General features: G+C 47.1%; 8 protein-coding genes. All 8 read right to left on the bottom strand.

From position 1 onward, the window contains the following. Positions 1 to 218: 218 nt before the first annotated feature. The 8 genes from ACFPFU_RS04955 to ACFPFU_RS04920 all read right to left on the bottom strand — a co-directional run bounded on the left by ACFPFU_RS04955 (position 219) and on the right by ACFPFU_RS04920 (position 16,402). Positions 219 to 1,826 carry a sialate O-acetylesterase gene (locus ACFPFU_RS04955; protein ID WP_377062114.1) on the bottom strand — a complete coding sequence of 536 codons (1,608 nt, stop codon included), beginning with the start codon at positions 1,824 to 1,826 and terminating at the stop codon, positions 219 to 221. 52 nt (positions 1,827 to 1,878) lie between these two features. Continuing rightward, a complete protein-coding gene (locus tag ACFPFU_RS04950; RefSeq protein WP_377062112.1) occupies positions 1,879 to 5,067 on the bottom strand; it encodes a glycosyl hydrolase in 3,189 nt (1,062 codons plus the stop codon). 56 nt (positions 5,068 to 5,123) lie between these two features. After that, a complete protein-coding gene (locus tag ACFPFU_RS04945; RefSeq protein WP_377062110.1) occupies positions 5,124 to 7,652 on the bottom strand; it encodes a hypothetical protein in 2,529 nt (842 codons plus the stop codon). Further along, entirely contained in the window at positions 7,652 to 9,085 is a 1,434-nt protein-coding gene (locus ACFPFU_RS04940) for a RagB/SusD family nutrient uptake outer membrane protein (RefSeq protein ID WP_377062108.1), read from the bottom strand. The genes ACFPFU_RS04945 and ACFPFU_RS04940 overlap by 1 nt, the downstream gene beginning before the upstream one ends. A gap of 108 nt (positions 9,086 to 9,193) precedes the next feature. After that, positions 9,194 to 12,373, bottom strand: a complete 3,180-nt coding sequence (locus ACFPFU_RS04935) for a SusC/RagA family TonB-linked outer membrane protein (protein ID WP_377062106.1) — start codon at positions 12,371 to 12,373, stop codon at positions 9,194 to 9,196. Positions 12,374 to 12,403: 30 nt separating this feature from the next. Beyond that, complete coding sequence (locus ACFPFU_RS04930) at positions 12,404 to 13,894, bottom strand: arabinose isomerase (RefSeq protein ID WP_377062104.1); 1,491 nt, start codon at positions 13,892 to 13,894, stop codon at positions 12,404 to 12,406. A 212-nt stretch (positions 13,895 to 14,106) separates the two neighbouring features. Next, on the bottom strand, positions 14,107 to 15,333 hold the full coding sequence (locus ACFPFU_RS04925; RefSeq protein WP_377062102.1) for an MFS transporter: 1,227 nt from the start codon (positions 15,331 to 15,333) through the stop codon (positions 14,107 to 14,109). A gap of 295 nt (positions 15,334 to 15,628) precedes the next feature. After that, positions 15,629 to 16,402 carry a GntR family transcriptional regulator gene (locus tag ACFPFU_RS04920; protein WP_377062100.1) on the bottom strand — a complete coding sequence of 258 codons (774 nt, stop codon included), beginning with the start codon at positions 16,400 to 16,402 and terminating at the stop codon, positions 15,629 to 15,631. Between the last annotated feature and the right edge of the window lie 12 nt (positions 16,403 to 16,414).

The raw sequence follows: 16,414 nt of genomic DNA, 5'->3' as shown, positions 1-16,414 counted from the left end.
GTTTTCGGATTGGTTCATATAAATACAGTAACCAACTTTAATTGGAAGAATTACCATGAACTGAGCCAGTGCGTATTTTTATAGACCGTCCAAAAAAACCAAACATTTTGCCCCTCAAACAGCTCCCATTTTTTATGACCGATGCCAAACAGAAACTTTGCCGAATAGTAGAACATTGGTCCCGGTTAACAAAACCATCTTCTCCTCCAATTGAAAACCTAATGGTCTTCATTGATTTCCACATAAAAAGGAGCCAATGGCAAACCTGAACCGTTAAACACACAGGTTTTGGGATTGTCACCCCATGCATACCGCAGCATCTTTGGCCTGGCCACCTTCCCGGATCTTACATATATCTCTTTTCCTACCAATAACGCTTTTGCGGGGAAAAAATCACCTGCTTCATCAGCCAACTCAAAACCGCAATCATCCCCTTCATGTTTCAGTTCCGTAAACTGGTGACTGTTGTCTTTTATGCTGACCACCACGGTATCACCTCTTACAGTATGAGATTGGTAAAACGGTCCATCGGCTGTGATATCCTTACCGTACACCTTTCGCAAAGCCTGCAACGCCAACCTGCGTCCAAACTCCTGTTTGTTTTTAGGATGAACATCATAAGGGTCACCTATGTCGACGGACACCACCATGCCCGTGTGTGGCAACTCCAATGCTCTTGCCTGAGCTTCTCTCAAATGACTTCTTCCAAATGATCTTTTTTCAAATTCATGAGAAGTATGGGTGTTGGTGTTTTGGACAAACAAAAATGGAAGCTGATCGTCTCCCCAAAAACTTCGCCAATCGTTAATAAGGCGTTTAAACAGCCGGGAATACATATTGACCCTTCCGATATCCGCCGATCCTTGGTCCCAGATAAACCCCTTTATCCCATATGGGATCACAGGGGACACCATGCCATTGAACAAAAAGCCCGGATGGTTAGCATAGGACGGCTTTTCCGGTAATATGGGCGCTAATTCGCTCCTTGTTTTCCACCCGTTGTGGAGGGGTAAGAAGAATGTGCCATGGGAGTCCTGTAGAAAAAACATATCCTCATCGCCATGGAAACGCGCAGCTCCCCATTGGCTGGAAAGTCTGATGGTAATCAAGTTCTCGCCGGGTTTTAGCAAGCCTGCCGGAACTTTCGCTTTTACGGGGGCGGGATATTGGAAATAGCCAAGTTCTTTTCCGTTGATATATACATGGCTTTGCCGGTTAAGAAAACCAAGGCTCAGGAAGAAGTCTGTTTTTCGGTCCTCAGGGACCCGGAATTTTTTTCGTAACCAAACCACATAACCATGTTCATACTCATCCTTTGCCAGGTCCACTTCTTCCCATTGACTGTCATCGTATGAGTCATCCAGAACCAGTTCTTTTATTTCTGGCCTTGGATAACTCATTTGGATTCTGCGTTGTCTTTGGTTTTCGATGGACTCCTGAACCACTGTTTTCCAGGTATTGGGATCATATACTTCAGAAAAATCCCCTATTTCCAGGGAATCCCTGAAATCTTCCAGGGCCGCTTGATTGGTCCATGCGAGGATAGAAGTGCCTCCCCAAGAACTGTGGATGATTCCAATAGGGATGTTCAGGCTTTGATAGAGGTTTTTGGCAAAAAACCATGCAGAAGCGGAAAAATCCGCCAGTGACCTTGGTCCGGCCAATTCCCATTCCCCTTTGCAAAAGTCTTTAAGAGGTTCCGGTGAGGGGTGTAGGGGAACGGAAAACAGGCGTATTTCAGGAAAATCCGCATCCGATAATTCCTTTTCAGCATCCATAATGGAAGAATGAGGAATCCATTCCCAACCCATGATGGGGTGTTCCATGTTGGATTGGCCAGAGGCAAACCACACATCACCTACCAGAACATCCCGGAATTCATTTTTTTTTTCGCCCTTCTATCCACATGGTGTAAGGGCCTCCGGCAGGTAAAGGTGGCAATTCCGCCTTCCATTTCCCCTGCATGTCGACACTGGTTTCTGCTGTTTCCTCTCCCAACTTCACACTTATCCGGTCTCCGGGCGTTCCTGCACCCCATACAGGTATACTGCCTCCCCTTTGCAATACCATATGATCCGAAAATATCTGGGCAGCCTGAAGTTGTTTGGGCATGGAGACCGGCTGGGTGGTGATGATGGAGACCGGTCCCAACAATCCCGCAGGGATCAAAGGCACATCTTTCCACGGAACCCGTATATGATTGATTCCTTTTATATTGGTTTCCGTAATATGGGTTTGGGTGTATTTTTCACCGGTGGTGGCATCGCCAGCGATCCTGTTGGACCAAGTATTTGCCACCTCTACTTCCAGCGTATTGATACCGGGCTGTATGTGGGCTGTGATGTCGAACCGATAGGGTTTGGCCCAAGTAATTCCCAAAGACTGCCCGTTCAGCCAAACTTCTCCCACATGCGAAAGATCTCCTAAATCGAGGTAGGTTTTACTTTCGGTGAATGTGTGGGGATGCGGAGCATGGACAAATCTTTTTTCATATCGGGCGGTGCCAGAGAAATATTTGATTCCCTCATCGGTGGATTGGGTCCAGGATGACAAATCGGGGAATATGGCCTTTGATGGAGCGCCCCATCCTTCCGGGAAAAATACTTCCCATGCCCCTTCCAATATTTTTTTGTCCATATGATTTTTGACGCTGACGGTATCACCCTCATTGAAAAGATGGTAGGTCCCCGTTTCCCATATATCAATCCCGTCCTCCAGGTATTGAAAAACTGGAAGAAGCCCATCGGCCCCCTGCAAACTTGAATAGTGCGGGGTGCCTGTCCCCGGCCTGAATACAACAAACTTGCTTTCGAAAGGGGCCAGGGAAAGGGGGAGGGTTGTATAATGGTCCTTTTCTTCGTAAATGCACGCTGTTATGATTTTTCCGGAAACCGGATCCCAAATTTCAGGAGTTTTGTTGGTTTGTCTGAAGCTCAGGTTTCTGGATAGCCATTGGTCGGTGGTGTTGACGACAAAATAAAAATCCAGGTTGTCTTTTTTGTAATGGGTATGGTCCAGGGTAAACAGGTCCCTGTCCGGATAGTCGAAATCTGGGCCAACCTGCATTGAGGCCAGCACTTCGGAGGGTTTTGCCCCAGAATAAATAAATGGATCTCTTTGTTTAAAACTTTGAGGAGAAAAAGGTTTCCATAGCTGCTCCAGCCAATCCTCCATGTGGGGCATATCCGGCCTTAATTTTCTGGTGGCTATCTTTTTAGGTTGGGGGCCAATAATGACAGCTCCCTGACGGGCCAATTCGCGAAGTTTCATCAAGACCTCCGGATGTATCTCATGTTCTTTTGTAAGCGCCAGTAATTTAAAGGCAGCCCCTGTCCCAGGGATGATCAACTGTCCATTTTCCACTTCCAGTCCAAGGAGGATTTCCGTGTTTACGATTTCATAATCGTAGCCTGATCCGGGAGAAAACCGGCTGTGTTTGTGGCCACCGTAATTGGGAATGGTGTCGCCATAGTAATACAGCACGTCCGCGGTGAAATCTGCTTCCTGAAGCACATATGAAATCCTCGACAGGTATTCGTTGAAGGGTTTGATTTTTGGCCACCATACTCTTTTATCGTTATAGTGGGTCCCGGCATGGTAGACAATCCCCGGATAACCGGTGCCTTCGGGATTGTGCGTGGAGCCATGTACCACCACTTTATTCATGCCTTCGGCAAAAGCCCTGTCCCCGATGGGTTTCATTTCAAAAGGACCTTCCTGCCAGTGCTGAAAGGTGGTAAAGGCTTCCATTTCCACCACCTTTGCTCCATAGATATGAGAAGCCGAGGAAACTTCCTTTACAACCCGGAGGATGTCAATACCCTCTTCGTTGAACCTGCCATGGTTGATCCAGAACTCTCCTCTGGGTATATCCAGCCCCTTGCCCAGTGCTTTGATGGGTTCGACGGGGACATTGTGAAGTGGAAGGCCGGGACCTCCCGCTTCGCTGTTGTTTTTCAGGCCATGGGCATTACACACCTCTCTGGATTTGATATAGAAATTATTGATCATCAATTCGGACAAAGTTCTTTGGAAATCGGCTTTGAAGTTCGCTTGCGCTTCATCCGAAAATTTTACCTCGTCGAAAAGCAATGGGATGAATTTGGTGACATCATAGCCATTGATATTCTTAAATTCGGTGGGCAAAGTGGGTGTCCATGTAAATCCTCTGGCCTCGTAACTTGCCATATACAGGCTCTTCAGGGCAGTGTCCCTGAGGTCTCCCAATACGGATTGTAACCTTTCGATGATATAGTTGAAATGGAAAGCTGTGGCCTCCGCATCATAATGGTCCACAATCGGACCGGCTGAATATTTGCTGGGCAAGATGAGGTTTTCTCCGGAGTTGGAGCATACATAACGGATGATTTTCCATTTGCCTGCGGGGGCATCCCATGTGAGTGTTTCTGTTGTGGGATCGAAGTAATTGGAAACATCCAGGATCTTGCTGGTATCCATCAAGCTAATTTGCATTGCTTCAGGTATGGCCAAAACGGCAATTTCCTCTGAATATTCCGGTTTGCTATCGCTTCCGTAGGCAATCATGCGTGTTCTTCCACGTGGATCTTTTTCAGGGATATCGGGAAAAGGCACTTTGATTTTGGCAGTTTTGCCTCCTTCTATCGAGACCTTTGACTGGTAAATGGACTTGGCGGCGTGCTGTGGCGTCAGCCAACTTCCCCCGGCATTCCAGCTGCTTGCCGTGTTCAGCCCCACTTCCAACCCCAGTTTTCCTGCTTCCTCGATGGCCAGCTTTATGGTCTGCAAAGACTCGTCGCCCAAGTAGGCGGGGCCTGTACCCACCAGTACAGTGTCACGGGAACCGATTTCGAATATGGTAAAGCCGGAAATGCCGGCGTCCTTGAATGCCACCAATTCTTCTTTTAATCTTGTGGAGTCCACATGGCCACCGAGCCACCAATGGTAAACGATAGGACGGGATTGGAGGGGAGGATTTTTGAAGCCTTTATAGAATTTGGCATGCATGTTTTCATCCTGACCATGTCCTTGAAGGGACAGGTAACACAGTCCTGAAAGCAAAAAAGGAATTATTTTGAAGCGTTTCATGTCATGGATATTGTTAACCGGTTTTAGGTTCCTTGAGGTTATTTGTTCTTATACAGTTACCAGGAAAACACAAGGGCTCCTGTTACATCTTTGACTTCAAAGTAGTTGCCTTTGAAGTCAAGACCTTTCTCAAAAGGTATCTGCCCTTTTTTCCAGGGATAGCCTGAATTCAAGTAAACATTCAGTGATTCACTACCTATACCATCAGCTACATAGATCCTTACAGTGGCATTTTCAAGGCCGCTTACCTGGTATCGTTTGCTGATCCCTTTCTGTCCGGAATGCAGCTCCTTGTATGAGAGCAGACCGGAAGCCTGTTCCACAAACACCCGGCATTCCCTGTGCCAGGCAGTGGGCATCGTGTAAGTGGAATATCCATTCTTCAATATGGTCTCCAGGCCCAGCAACAGCGGTGCGCCCTGCGCAAACTTAAAATGCTGTTTTACGATGGAATTGGGGTTATAACCTGAGAAAATGAATGCATTGTCCGACCTGTTGATGGTGAGGACAGGATCTTTGACTGCAACATGCGGTTTTTCTATAACGAAGTCCAGGTCAAATATCGCAAGAACCTGTCTTAACATTGTTGGGCCGATAAAGTACTTTTCAGGGTCATCGGGAGTCAGCAAACGGCCTCCTGTGAAACTGCTTGAATTGGTACCTCTTAGATACACCACCTTACCTCCTTTCCATTCGGGCAAGCTGCGTGACCATGACATGTCCCTGCTTTCCCCTGCTTTTTCTACCCGTGCCAGCAATTGGGTATGGTTGTCGGCTGGGTCCTTGATTTTACTGCGGAAGGCACCTCCGGAAAACAAAGGCCTGTGATTAAGGAGGTTTGGATCGCCTTTGCTAATTCCTTTAAGGATATCGCTGTGAATGATTTTCATTTCGCCTTCCATAGGAGGTGTGTTTTCAAGGTTGAGAAAATCCATAAAATCTTTTCCCGCATGTTCCACCGGGCCAAACACAATCAATCTTCCTCCGTTTTTCACAAACTCCATCAATGCGTTTTCGTTGGCTGAACCCTCTTCCGGTGCTATGGTGATCAACACCGATTCCTCAAACAGCGCTGGTTTCTTGGATAAGGCTTTCTGGAATGAAGAAGTTGAAATCACCGTATTCAACGGCAACCCGCTGTTGATGGCTTGCCTGATGAACCAGTCACCGTAATATATTTCCGGCAGTCTGTCTTCATATTTTTGTGCCCAATCATGGTATTCGTCAAACGGATAGACCCATACCAACGGCCCTGGGGCCGTTGGTAGATCATACCGGGCCTTTAGGATATGCGGGATCACCTCATCAGGTACTTGGGTTGGCATATTGCCATAGGTGTCATCAATGGTCAGAAAATTCAAATGGGTAGGTACGCCGATCTTTCCGTTTTCATCGATTCTTCCCACGGCCATGGGAAGGTAAATATCATGTGGCTCTCGCCCATACCTGTCCAGCCAGGGGCTGTTGATCCACCATGGGTCATGGGTATAGAACCGGAAGGGAAACCTGGTATCCGGCAACTCCGCCATCCTGGACATATAACCTACCAATTCCAAGCCGAAGTCGCCGTCCAAAGCTGCCCAGGGTGAATTGGGAGGCGGGAGCATGTTGAAACCGCCTTCATAGATATTTCTGTGGTCCACGGCATCCCTGGCTAAGTCGGCACCCACCGAAAGATTTGTTCCTCTGGTCTGGATAGGAAAATGAGGGCATTCCTGTCGGAAAAGTTTCCAGAATTCCAATATTTTAGCAGTGGCTCCGCTCAGCTTTTCCTGCTCAAATTCCTCTCCGGTGAAAATGGCACCCGTGGATGACCAGCCTTCAGCACCAAAGCCGAAACCATTACTGAACCAGATATAATCAAATCCAAGATCCGTGAGGAAATGCTGGCTCTGTCTTCCGAAAAACGTTCCAAAAGGTGTTTGGTCGGGGATACCCTCTGGAAATCCGGCATAGGGGTCAGCATCTGCATTCAAGACAGAATAACAACTTACAAAAGTCTTGTGTCCCATGGCATTGCCTCCCAATATTTCCGGGTGTTTTTCATATTTAAAGGGCGATTTGGCAAACTCAGGCCCGGGATCGAAAGTAGCCCCTACCATGATCGGTTTGCCGGTTACTTTCCGCCCCTCTTCTTTCAATGTATTGACGATAAAGGCCAGGTCGCCATATGTAAAAGAGGGGGGATCTTCCATATACAGGTAAGCCCTTTCATGAAGGGACAGTTCTTCAGGCCCTGATCCCACTTCATGGGCCGTGTTGGGATTACCCATATACATGGCCCATTCCAGGGGCTGGTCGAAATCTCCTTTGTAGTCTAGGATTTCAGACCCATCGCTGGTCCACAACATCACGGACACAGTGTCCGCATGCCGCAACAGGGAATGCCATTGTACAAACATTTCCGAAGCCACTTCCCTGATATAGGCGGCATCATTTTTTTTAAATGGCTTGAGGGAAGCCTCCAACGTGATGTTGTTGAAAGGCTTGCCCTTAAGGTGCTTTTGGGCATGGGTGGCGGAACAGAAAAAGAGCCCTGCAATCCATAACCAAAAGAATTTTGAAATTTTCAACCGTTTGAACATCAATATCCGGGGTTTTGTCCAAGATTGGGATTAATATCGATTTCACGAAGTGGTATGGGCATGATCAAATTGTGCTCCTCCGCCCGGAAACTTAAGTTGTTTCTTTGAAAATAATCATTCATGACTGCCAGTAGCCTGCCAGTACGGACGAGGTCAAACCAGCGGTGTCCTTCCAGAAAAAACTCCACCCTTCTTTCATGCTCCAGGGCCAGTGCCAATGCTTCCGGGGACAGGGCAGCTAGACCATTTAGGCCAGCGCGGTCACGTACTTGGTTGAGGTATGTCAATGCCTCGTCCTGTTTGCCGTTTTGATTAAGGGCTTCTGCATACATCAATAGCACATCCGCATAACGAAGGGTGGTGAAGTTGATACCGCCGTCTCCCTGGACACCTGTGGTGAAATCCACGAATTTCAAGCCATGCAATTCTCTTTCGTAATTCCCTGTATTCAACAATACAGAATCCCCGATGGAAAGGGCTCTTCTTAAATCACCTTCTTCATAGGTATCCGCAATGTCCTGGGTAGGTAAAACGCGGCCGGATCCTTGCATCGCGTTCGGAAATATATCCATATCAAATCTGGCCGGAGTAAAGATACTGGAGAAATTGTTTCCAACCCCGAGGTTACCCGACATGTATTTAATTTCAAAAATAGATTCTGGCAGGTCATCATTGCCGTTGGTGAAAAGAACTTTATAATCATCCATTAAGGAATAGGTATCAGCGTCTATCACTTCTTTCAATACATTTTCGGCAGCTCCAAATTCGTTTTGGGTAAGGTATACCTTGCCCAGTAACGTTTTGGCCGCCCCCGTAGAGGCCCTGGACTTGCTTAGGCCCGTTACCCCGTCCAACAAGGCGGCGGCCTGATTCAGGTCACTGACTATCAGTCCATAAACCTCACTCACAGGTTTTCTGGACATGTCAAAGGCGTCAATTTCCACCGGACTGCGGAAAGCAACCTCGACTACAGGAACAGGGCCGAATATCCTCACCAGCTGGAAATAACTATATGCCCTTAAAAACAAAGCCTCTCCCCTGAATTGGTTCTTGGTTTGTTCGTTCATTTCCACCTCATCTAATCTGGAAAGAATGTTGTTTGACCTGGAAATGGTGGTGAAGCAAATGCTCCACACAGTGTTGAGAAATCCGTTGGCGGGGGTAAAATTTACCTCCTCCAACTCTACCTCGGCCACCGTTGGCGAGGTCCAGCGTACCTCCGCATTATCAGTCGGCAGTTCACCCAGATAAACCAGGGCGGTGTTGTGCAGGTTTTGCAATCCACCGTAGCTTCCTATTAGCGCGGTGCGAAAGTCGTCGGCATTTTGGTAAAAGGATCCATCGCTGATTTGGTGTTCTGGCTGAAGGTCAAGAAAGTCCGAACAGGCGGATAACATGGTCAGAGAGAACAGGTATATATAATATTTTTTCATGTGTTGATAGTTTAATTTTCAATAGTCACATGGAACCTCGCTTGTTGATAATCATCCCGTTTGGTAATGTTTTCGTCATGCTCGGTTTCATGACTGAAGAATTTTGGGTTATAAGGTGATTTTGATTCCCAATGTATAGGTCCGTGGCAGTGGGTAATTCAAATAATCAATTCCCGAATTGACCACGTTGTCGCCTGTGCTGGAGGACTCGGGGTCATAGCCAGGGTAGTCCGTGAATGTGTACAGGTTGGCGATATTGGCATATACATTCATATGTCTCAACTTGAGCCGGGAGGTAAGTTCCTGCGGCATGTCATAGCTTAACATCACATTTCTAATCCGGACAAAAGAAGCATCGAAAAGGTAATGGGAAGAAGTGCCAAATCCCAAGGCATGGTTGCTACGGATGGCCCTGGGCATAATGCCATCACCTGGATCTGCTTCCGATCTCCACCTTCTGTCTTGTATGGCCAGACCGTTTTGCACTCCATTTGAACCCAGCAAAGCTCCGCCGGCCTCCAGATAAGTCTGTGCACCCTGGGAACCTACGACGGAAATACCTAGACTGAAATTTCTCCACCTGAAATTGTGGTCCATGCCCCAAATGAAATCAGGCCAAGGGTCGCCTACTATTTTTCTGTCGTTTTGATTGATTACCCCGTTTCCATCCACATCTTCAAACTTCAAATCTCCAGGCTGGGTGTTGGGGTGAAACAAGGCCGCTCCCTCCAGTTCCTCGCTGTTCATGAATACGCCTAGCTTATTGATCAAAAAGAAGCTTGATACCGGATAGCCTACCTGGGTGATCTGGAAAGGGGAATTGGCGATCCTGCCACCTTCTGTGGCCAGTCTCAGCACCTCGTTCCTGTTGGCCGTAAAAGTAAAGTTACTGTTCCACCCAAAATTGGCTTTGTTGATGTTGACGGTATTCAAACCCAATTCAAGGCCTCTGTTTTCAACATCCCCGATATTTTGTGTGGAACTGGTAAAACCTGATGCGGCGGGGAGTTGGACTGCCAGCAACAGGTCTGTTTTTAGGTCCCTGTAAAGGTCTGCAGTCAGGTTGATCCTGTCCTGGAAAAGACCCAGATCCAACCCGAAATTGGTTTGTTTGGAGATCTCCCATGTCAGGTCGTCGTTGGCCAGGCTGCTGGGGACCAGGCCGGCTACCAGATTGCCCCCATCGATATAACGGGTGGTGGACAACAGGCCGATATGGGTGTAGTTGCCAATCTGGTTGTTTCCCGAAATACCGTAACTGGCCCGCAGTTTTAAATTGCTCAAAAATCCCGCGTCTGAAAGGAAGTTTTCCTCAGCCAGATTGTATCCTACGGAAAATGAAGGAAAGGAACCCCATTTATAATTGCTTCCAAAACGGGAACTTCCATCCCTTCTCACGGTAGCCGTGAAGAGGTACTTGCCATCATAGGAATAGTTTACCCGGGCCATGCCAGATAACAGCGTCCATTCATTCAATGTCTGTGTACCTGCATTGACAATTCCTGCGGACAAATAAGTCACATAGTCAGTGGGGAAATCGGCGGCTCCGGCTGACAGCCTGTCGGTACTGTTTTTTTGCGCTGTAAAACCCACCACCGCATTCAGAAAATGCTTGTTGTCAATTACTTTATTAAAGGTAAGGGTGTTTTCATTCAACCAGTTGAGGTTTTCGATTTTGGTAGCCCCGGCTGTAGCGGGGTAGTTCAGGTTGGTAAACTGGGGAACGGCTGAAGATCTCCAGAGCCGGGTGTTGTTGGAGGTAAAATTGACTCCGGCAGAGGACCTGAACATCAAATCTTCGGTAATATCTACCTCAATATAATTATTGGTAAATACATTCATCAATTTTCTTCTGTCCTGGGCACCTTCGCTTACGGCCAAGACATTGGCCAAAAAGCCCAACCCGTCGGTTACGTCAGCTTGGTTGAAATAATAATTGCCCTCGTCATCATAGACAGGGATGGTAGGGGAAGCGGCCAACGCATTGGACAGAATGCCTCCTTGTCCGTAATGAGATTCCGTGTTGGCAAACCTGCCATAACCATATGAGCCATAGGTAGAAGTACCTATTCTGATTCTGTCGGTTATCTGTGCGTCAAAATTCACCCGAAGGTTAAACCGGTTATAGTCGGAATTGATGATAACGCCTTCCTGGGAAAAATAACCTCCTGAAATAAAAAAATTTGATTTATCCGTCCCGCCCCGGGAAGACACCTGTACGTTTCTCACGGGAGCAGTCCTGAAAATCACGTCCTGCCAGTCTGTATCAGTAGGGATGGATTCCGGGTTTCTGAATTCCGGTCTGACCCGGGTGGCCACGCTTCTGACGGAATTTGGATCGTCTTTGGATCCGCCGGCATATACCCATGCATTATCCCTTCCGTCGGCCACATACTCGGCATATTGACGTGCATTCATCAATTCCAGCTTGTTGGCCACTTCCTGAAAACCATAGGATGCGTCTATACTGATCTGAGCCTGTTCATAGGATCCCCTTTTGGTAGTAATAATGACTACACCGTTTGATCCGCGGGAACCGTAAATGGCAGTGGCGGATGCATCTTTCAGAATTTCTATGGATTCGATGTCAGCGGGATTAATGGAAGTCAGGGGATTGATGCGGTTGGAGGTGTTGGAAGCCATGTTTTCCGAAGAAAAACTGGAGGCACCATATCCCCGCATATCCGAATTGCTGCCACCGTCTACCGGGAATCCGTCAATCACATATAATGGCTGATTGCCGCCGGTGATGGAACTGACGCCCCGGACAAGGATGTTCACGTTTCCCCCCGGTGCTCCTGTGGTTTGGTTGATTTGCACTCCTGGAACTTTGCCTTGGAGCATTTGGTCAAAACTTACAGCAGAAGGCTGCAGGAATTCGTCGCTGGTAATTCGGGCTATTGATCCACTCAGGTCTTTCCTCCGCTGGGTACCATACCCTACGACCACTACTTCGTTCAACTGCTGCTGGTCGGGTTCAAGTTGGATGTCAAGTGAAGACCGGTTGCCTACCTGTACTTCTTCCCTTACATATCCCACATAAGAGAATAGCAGTACGGCATTCGGGCCGGATACGGTTATACGGTACCCGCCGTCAATGTCAGTTGCGGTACCGTTGGAAGTACCCTGTTCCAACACGGTCACGCCAGGAATGGTATTGCCGTCTTCAGCAGACGTCACCTTCCCGCTAACCGTAAGCTTTTCGCCTACTTGTGCCCACAGGTAGCTTTGGCTCAGGCACAAGCCCGAAACCAAAACGAAGATCAAACTTTTTAAAGGTGTTTTCATAAGGTGTATGTTTTTGGTTATATTTTGGATTCATCCCACGATTACAGATTCGATTTGTAGGTAATTGGCTATTTTCTGGATGCTTTTGGCATGGTGCCCGATGCCGAGTGCGAAGTGGTGGGTAGGACCTTCTTTAATCCAGTTGGTTAGAAAGGTTCTCACATCGGGTTTGAAAAATCCCCTGGTGTTTGTATTTCCTGTAGGGGGGATGGGGCCTTCCACGGATTCCCCCTCCGCTATCACGAATTTGAATTTGCCTTCATAGGTGGAGCTTATGCTCAACATGGTAATAGGACCTTCCTTTATTTTGAATTCCACACCTGCGCCGAAACCTGGCTTGCCGTGGTATTTTTTAAGAGACCTGAGAACTGGCTTCCCTTCCGCTATGGAAATATTATGTGGTCCGTCATGACCCACCAAGACAAAATTTTCTTTAAAATCCACGGGGTGAAATTCCGCGAAACTTCCTCCGATGCCCAGCCTATCCATGATAAACATGGCCATGCAACATTTCAAATCGGATTCACCGCACATGGGAAACCCGGAACTCGTCAATAAAGAATTGCCCACGATCAGATTGGACATGACCAGCTGGGTATCACTGTTGTCCTCACCGTTGTAATAATATGCCAGGCCGTCCAGATTTTTCTCTGCGATGAATTTTTTCAAGGCAACAGAAACTTTGGCGGCAACCTTTAGATCTTCCGGCTTCAATTTCTCCGAAATCGGGTCGGATACCGGGTCCGGGGTGTCAAAAAATGACAGTATCCTTTGTTCCTCTTCCTTTGTTTCCTGGTCTTTCACATGATGGAGGTATTGCCCTACGATTTCATTGGCTTCACATTGCACCACATGGATTCCAAAATGGGCGGTGAGCATGGTGGAATCCGTATGCATATCCAACATTGCTTCGATCGGATGTCCTATATGGCCGATCCGGGCAGTCCGAAGTCCGTGCAATACCCTGGCTATCCGGCAGTATTCATTAATGGACTCTTCTGATTCAGGATCGTCGTAAAGTGTACCTATAATCACTTCGGGTACCCGCTTTCCCATCCTGATCGCCACACCTGCAAACTCTGGTAGGGAACAGACATCGTCATTGTATAACTGCATATAGGTAGAAGCCCTCGTATAGTCCATGGCTTTGTCCGGTTGCAGGGCCACCAAAACTATCGGTGTAGCTATGTTTTTGATGATGACGCCAAAAGTGCTGGAAGTGGCATAGGTAAGCATGTCACAAAAAATCAAGTCCAAATTGGCGGCTTGAAGTTTGGGCACCAGGTCATAGGCTGATTGCGCATCGTCCACCAGACCAAAGTCGATCACTTCCACGTGGTTTTTTTTCAGTTTTTGGATGAAGACCTTTTGTTTTTCCAAAAGGGCATCCACCAAGCCATCAAACTGGGACCAGTATTTAAAGTAGCCTACTCCAAAAACCCCTATCCTTGGGGCGCTCTCCTCCCTTCTTACAATCTGGTATTTGGTTTCCGGCAAGTGTGTTTCATTCCGTTCTTTCATATGTTTATTATTGTTTTTCATTGGCCATATGCTTGCGTGCCGTAATGCACTTCAGCATGCAGGCATGGAATCTTGCATGATAGATAATCCTCCCTCTGTGTGATGTTTGCATCATGCTTCGATTTCATGTTTTGACTTTAATGTTTTTATCTAATGTTAACGCACTATGTTTGTTTGGTCAATAATTCTTCTTCACGCCTCTTTTAAAAGACTTATTCCAACTTGAATTCCATCATCTTGATCTTTGGGATAAACACCAGTAGCAGGATGAAGGCTAAGGGATACATCACTCCCGATACGATCCAAAGCGGGGTATAGGAATGGCTCTGGACGACAACCCCAATCAGGGGATTGACAATCATGCCGGAAATGGCCCCCGCTGTCCCCGAGAGACCTACTACTGTGGAAGTGGCGTATTTGCCGAAGATATCCGTAATGGCGGTAATATAATTGGTGATCCAAAACCCGTGGGCGAGCATCATCAGGGACATCAGCAGGAAGGCCAGCTCAATGGAAGAAACCGTCGCGATAAACGGGGCGACCAGCGTGATGGCGGCGGCAAGCCCCATCACCCATTTCCGGGCGGCATTTATACTAAGGTTCCTTGCAATCAGCCGGTCTGAAAACCAACCGCCCAGTATATTTGAAAGGCCCAATGCCAAAAAGGGAATCCAAAACAGTTCGCCGATTTTTTCAAAGGACAAACCCCGCTCTTCGTTCAGGTATTTTGGGACCCAAAACATCAAAAAGTAAAAAACCGGATCGAGCAAAAAGCGGATCAGGATCAACACCAATACTGTCCTGATTTTTAACAGGTCCCAAAGAGGAATCTGCACGCGTTGTATTCCGGGCGCCTGTTGTAGGGATGCAGTGTGCAGGCTTTTTTTCCAGGATTGGGCAAACCAAATCAATACCCAAACGATACCTGCCAACCCCGGAAGTATGAAACTCCACCTCCATCCATATTGGCCCGATATAAGTATGGTAAGGGGAGGGGCTATAACGGCCCCAATGGCGGCTCCACCTATGGCAATCCCATTGGCAAGGGCTCTTTCTTTTTTGTCAAACCATTCGTACACCGTTTTGGCTGCACCGGGGAAGCATCCCCCTTCGCCTACTCCCAACAAAAACCGGAAACCCAATAGGTGATAAAAATTGGTCATAAAGCCGTGGAGCGCACTGGCGATAGACCAGATGCCCACGGATACTCCCAAACCTAGCTTGCCACCGACCTTGTCAATGAGCCTGCCCCCAACGGTAAACATCAGGGCATAACTTACCAAAAACCCGGTATTGACCCAGCCATAGGCGATATCAGAGATAGCAAGTTCTTCCTGAATTTTGATGATGGTCATGGACAGCACCTGGCGATCCAAAAAATTAAGGCCGGTAGCAATAAATACCATTGTCAATACAAACCATCGGATTTTTGGGCTCATTTTGCTTAACGCTCTAAGTTGATTATACAATGATATTACTAAACGAATATAAATGCAAGCAAAAACATGGTTTTAATAAAAAATAACTGTGGGAAAGCTCTATTTGCGTATTAAATATGGATATAGACCATGTTTCATAAGAATTACTTAACGCTATAAGAAGGTGTAAAAAAGAACCAAGACAGGCCTTCCGTAACGAAGAAGTGGGTGCGACGTAAAATCAAACTTTGGGTCCTGTGGACGGAAATGGCAGGTATGCAAACCAACATAAGAAACAACCTTGTCTCTTCAGGCTCTAAACTCTCTTGGTTCCAGAAGTTACCGTTTCATTGTATTCCGGGTGGGCAATAATGGCGAATTTATATTTGTCGCCGCGATAGAGGGATTTTTCCAGTTCCAATACCAAATCCGGTTGGGAAAGCACGGCACTGTCCAGAACGAATACAGGTAAAGGCCCATCCGCTTCAAAATTGTTGTTATTGTCATCCGGCTGCAATATGACAGCACTCAGATTTTGCTTTACATCTGAGATTTTATAGTGGTATTTATCTTCGTATACTTTGAAATAGGAAAGGTCTGTGGACAACATGTTGATTTTAGGGCAAAGCTTCAATGAGATATATTTGGTCTCGTCCTTTAGCAGCAAATCATCCGCATACCTCAATTGGTGGATTTTCAGTACAGGTCCTTCCATGATATAGTGCTTGCCGCTGATTTCTGTTGAAACCCCATGTTCCAGGACGGTTTTTTCCAGGACGATCGTTTTGGGCAGGAAGCCTTCCAGCTTAAGGCTTTCATCAAATCCCCTCCTTGTGGCATCTATGGAACCCAATGTCCTCAGCAAATGGTGGTCTTCGGTTTTGTTGAGCACAAAGGTTCCCTTGCCTTTTATCCTTTGCGCATAACCCTTCGATTCTATTTCCTGGAGACTTTTTCTAGCCGTGGTATTGCTTACTTTGAATTGGGAGATCAACTCGTTTTCAGACGGCACCTTGTCTCCGGGAAGCAGCTCCCCGGATTTTATCTTTTTAATAATGGCCTCACTGATCTTGACGAACTTTGGTTTCATTAAATTCCGTGT

The organism is Negadavirga shengliensis (genome assembly GCF_042652345.1).
Lineage (GTDB): Bacteria > Bacteroidota > Bacteroidia > Cytophagales > Cyclobacteriaceae > Negadavirga > Negadavirga shengliensis.
This window is presented reverse-complemented; position numbering and strand designations above follow the sequence as displayed.

Coding starts and splice junctions, on each gene's coding strand:
- ACFPFU_RS04935 (WP_377062106.1), bottom strand. CDS start 12,373: ATGAAAACACCTTTAAAAAGTTTGATCTTCGTTTTGGTTTCGGGCTTG.
- ACFPFU_RS04950 (WP_377062112.1), bottom strand. CDS start 5,067: ATGAAACGCTTCAAAATAATTCCTTTTTTGCTTTCAGGACTGTGTTAC.
- ACFPFU_RS04955 (WP_377062114.1), bottom strand. CDS start 1,826: ATGGAACACCCCATCATGGGTTGGGAATGGATTCCTCATTCTTCCATT.
- ACFPFU_RS04930 (WP_377062104.1), bottom strand. CDS start 13,894: ATGAAAGAACGGAATGAAACACACTTGCCGGAAACCAAATACCAGATT.
- ACFPFU_RS04925 (WP_377062102.1), bottom strand. CDS start 15,333: ATGAGCCCAAAAATCCGATGGTTTGTATTGACAATGGTATTTATTGCT.
- ACFPFU_RS04945 (WP_377062110.1), bottom strand. CDS start 7,652: ATGTTCAAACGGTTGAAAATTTCAAAATTCTTTTGGTTATGGATTGCA.
- ACFPFU_RS04920 (WP_377062100.1), bottom strand. CDS start 16,402: ATGAAACCAAAGTTCGTCAAGATCAGTGAGGCCATTATTAAAAAGATA.
- ACFPFU_RS04940 (WP_377062108.1), bottom strand. CDS start 9,085: ATGAAAAAATATTATATATACCTGTTCTCTCTGACCATGTTATCCGCC.